Annotated in this window: 1 protein-coding gene; it reads right to left on the bottom strand. The window is 67.5% G+C overall.

What is annotated here, in order from left to right; genetic code table 11:
• Nucleotides 1-1366, bottom strand: a 1366-nt coding sequence (locus ACQ0O7_RS45140) for a beta-ketoacyl synthase N-terminal-like domain-containing protein (protein ID WP_430792107.1), incomplete at both ends; no start/stop codon positions are given.

Genomic DNA, 1366 nt, shown 5'->3' with positions numbered 1-1366 from the left:
CATCACCGCCCACAACGCCGGCTGCACCACATCAGCGGACTCAAAACCATGACGACCAGCCAGTACGTCATCCAGCTGCCAGTCCACGAACGGCTCCAAAGCCGCCCCACACTCGGCCAACCGCGCCGCGAACACCGGCGACTCCCCAGCCAACTCCCGGCCCATGCCGATCCACTGCGAGCCCTGACCCGGGAACACGAACACCGTCCGCCCGACACCACCCGGAACGACCTGACCGGTCACCACACCAGCCGCCGGCTGACCCGTCGCCACCGACACCAAACCATCGGGATCCGCACCGATCACCACCGCACGGTGATCGAACACCGACCGCGATGTCGCCAGCGACCACGCCACATCCTCAGCAGGCAGTTCGGGCCGGGCCACCAGGTGCTCCCGCAGACGACCGGCCTGCTCCGCAAGCGCCACCGCCGTCCGACCGGAGATCGGCCACACCGGAACACCCGCCGTGAGAACTGACGGCACCACAACCGGAGCCGACACCTCGACGGTAGACGGTGCCTCTTCCAGGATCATGTGCGCGTTGGTGCCACTGATCCCGAACGCCGACACACCAGCCCGGCGCACCCGCTCACCGGCCGGCCACTCCCGCGCCTGCGACAACAACTCGACATGACCCGACGACCAGTCGACATGAGACGACGGCGTCTCAGCGTGCAACGTCTGCGGCAACAGACCGTGCCGCATGGCCAGCACCATCTTGATCACACCGGCCAAACCCGCGGCCTGCTGCGCATGACCGATATTGGACTTGATCGACCCCAGCCGCAACGGCCGGTCGACAGTCCGGCCCTGTCCATACGTGGCCAGCAACGCACCAGCCTCGATCGGGTCGCCGAGAGACGTTCCCGTGCCGTGTGCCTCGACCACGTCCACGTCCACGGCGTCCACCTGGGCGTTCGCCAAAGCGGCACGGATCACCCGCTGCTGCGACGGACCGTTCGGCGCGGACAGGCCGTTGGAGGCACCGTCCTGGTTGACCGCGCTACCCCGGATGACGGCAAGCACCTCATGACCGTTGCGCTGCGCGTCCGAGAGCCGCTCCAGCATCACCATGCCGGCGCCCTCGGCCATGCCCATGCCGTCCGCACCGTCACTGAACGCCTTGCAACGGCCGTCGGAGGACAGCGCCCGCATCCGGGAGAAGCCGACGAACTCCATCGGGTCGGCCATCACCATCACGCCACCGGCCAGCGCCATCGAACATTCACCGGAGCGGAGTGCCGACACCGCCTGATGCAACGCGACAAGAGACGAGGAACAGGCGGTGTCCACCGAGATCGCCGGACCGACCAGACCCAGGGTGTACGAGATCCGACCCGACAACACACTCAACGCGTTACCG

The sequence above is a fragment of the Actinoplanes sp. G11-F43 genome, from assembly GCF_050589265.1.
Lineage (GTDB): Bacteria > Actinomycetota > Actinomycetes > Mycobacteriales > Micromonosporaceae > Actinoplanes.
Note: the sequence above shows the minus strand (reverse complement) of the source record. Positions and strands in the feature narration are given on the sequence as shown.